2 protein-coding genes are annotated in these 802 nt (G+C 69.0%); both read left to right on the forward strand.

The features are described from left to right. The first annotated feature begins 143 nt into the window (after positions 1-143). On the forward strand, positions 144-476 hold the full coding sequence (locus EJC49_RS25430) for an acyltransferase (RefSeq protein WP_126702712.1): 333 nt from the start codon (positions 144-146) through the stop codon (positions 474-476). After that, positions 473-709 (forward strand): acyl carrier protein, encoded by a 237-nt coding sequence (locus EJC49_RS25910; protein ID WP_170314871.1) that lies wholly within the window; start codon positions 473-475, stop codon positions 707-709. Before EJC49_RS25430 ends, EJC49_RS25910 begins: the two co-directional genes overlap by 4 nt. Positions 710-802: the final 93 nt, after the last annotated feature.

Raw genomic sequence — 802 nt, forward strand, 5'->3', positions numbered from 1 at the left:
CGGGAGTTCATCCGGGCACAAACTCAATAGCCGACTGTCCGGTCAAATAGGGGCAACTCCAGACCGAGCCCTGGCTGATCGAGATCGGCCACCGGGTCGGCATCGCCGGCGGGGTCAAGTTCCTCACCCATGACGGCGCCGCCATGATGGTGCGCGACCGCCGCCCGCGCGCGCAGAAGCTCGGGGCCATCCGCATCGGCGACGACGTCTTCGTCGGCGAGAACGCGGTTCTGCTGCCGGGCACCGAGATCGGCGCGGGATGCATCGTCGGTCCCGGCGCCGTCGTGCGCGGCACGGTGCCGGAAAACACCCTCGTCTTCGGCAATCCGGCCCAGGAGGTCGGCCGCGCCTCGCTCTATCTCGAACGCCTGCTCAGCTCGGCGGACACGCTCGACACCTTCGGCCTGCCGATGGCCGAGCGCCGCGCCCTGTCCCTCGCCCGCTTCGGCCTGCCCGGGGAAAGCGGGCGCGCATGAGCCTGCCGCCGGACCGCGCCCGGGCGATCGTCGCAGCCGCGATCCACGAGGTGACCGGCCTTCCCCAGCACCGGATCGGCCCCGACCGCGCCCTGGTCGAGGATATCGGCCTCGATTCCCTCGATTTCGTCCGCGTGGTGCAGCTCGTGGAGGAAAGCGCCGGCATGCGTCTCGACGATGCGACCGTGGCCGGCGCCGTGACGGTCGACGACCTGGCGGCGCTGCTGACATAGCCCGTCCGATAGGTGTGGCTGGTCGTGCGGTGGTTTGGCTTGCGTTGTTGGTTGGGTGTTTTTGGGTGTTTTGGTCAAAAAAAATCCCCCGGG

The organism is Aquibium carbonis (genome assembly GCF_003970795.1).
Lineage (GTDB): Bacteria > Pseudomonadota > Alphaproteobacteria > Rhizobiales > Rhizobiaceae > Aquibium > Aquibium carbonis.

Bases quoted from the DNA above. Each gene is read 5' to 3' on its own strand.
- EJC49_RS25430 (WP_126702712.1), top strand. From the start codon at position 144: ATGATGGTGCGCGACCGCCGCCCGCGCGCGCAGAAGCTCGGGGCCATC.
- EJC49_RS25910 (WP_170314871.1), top strand. From the start codon at position 473: ATGAGCCTGCCGCCGGACCGCGCCCGGGCGATCGTCGCAGCCGCGATC.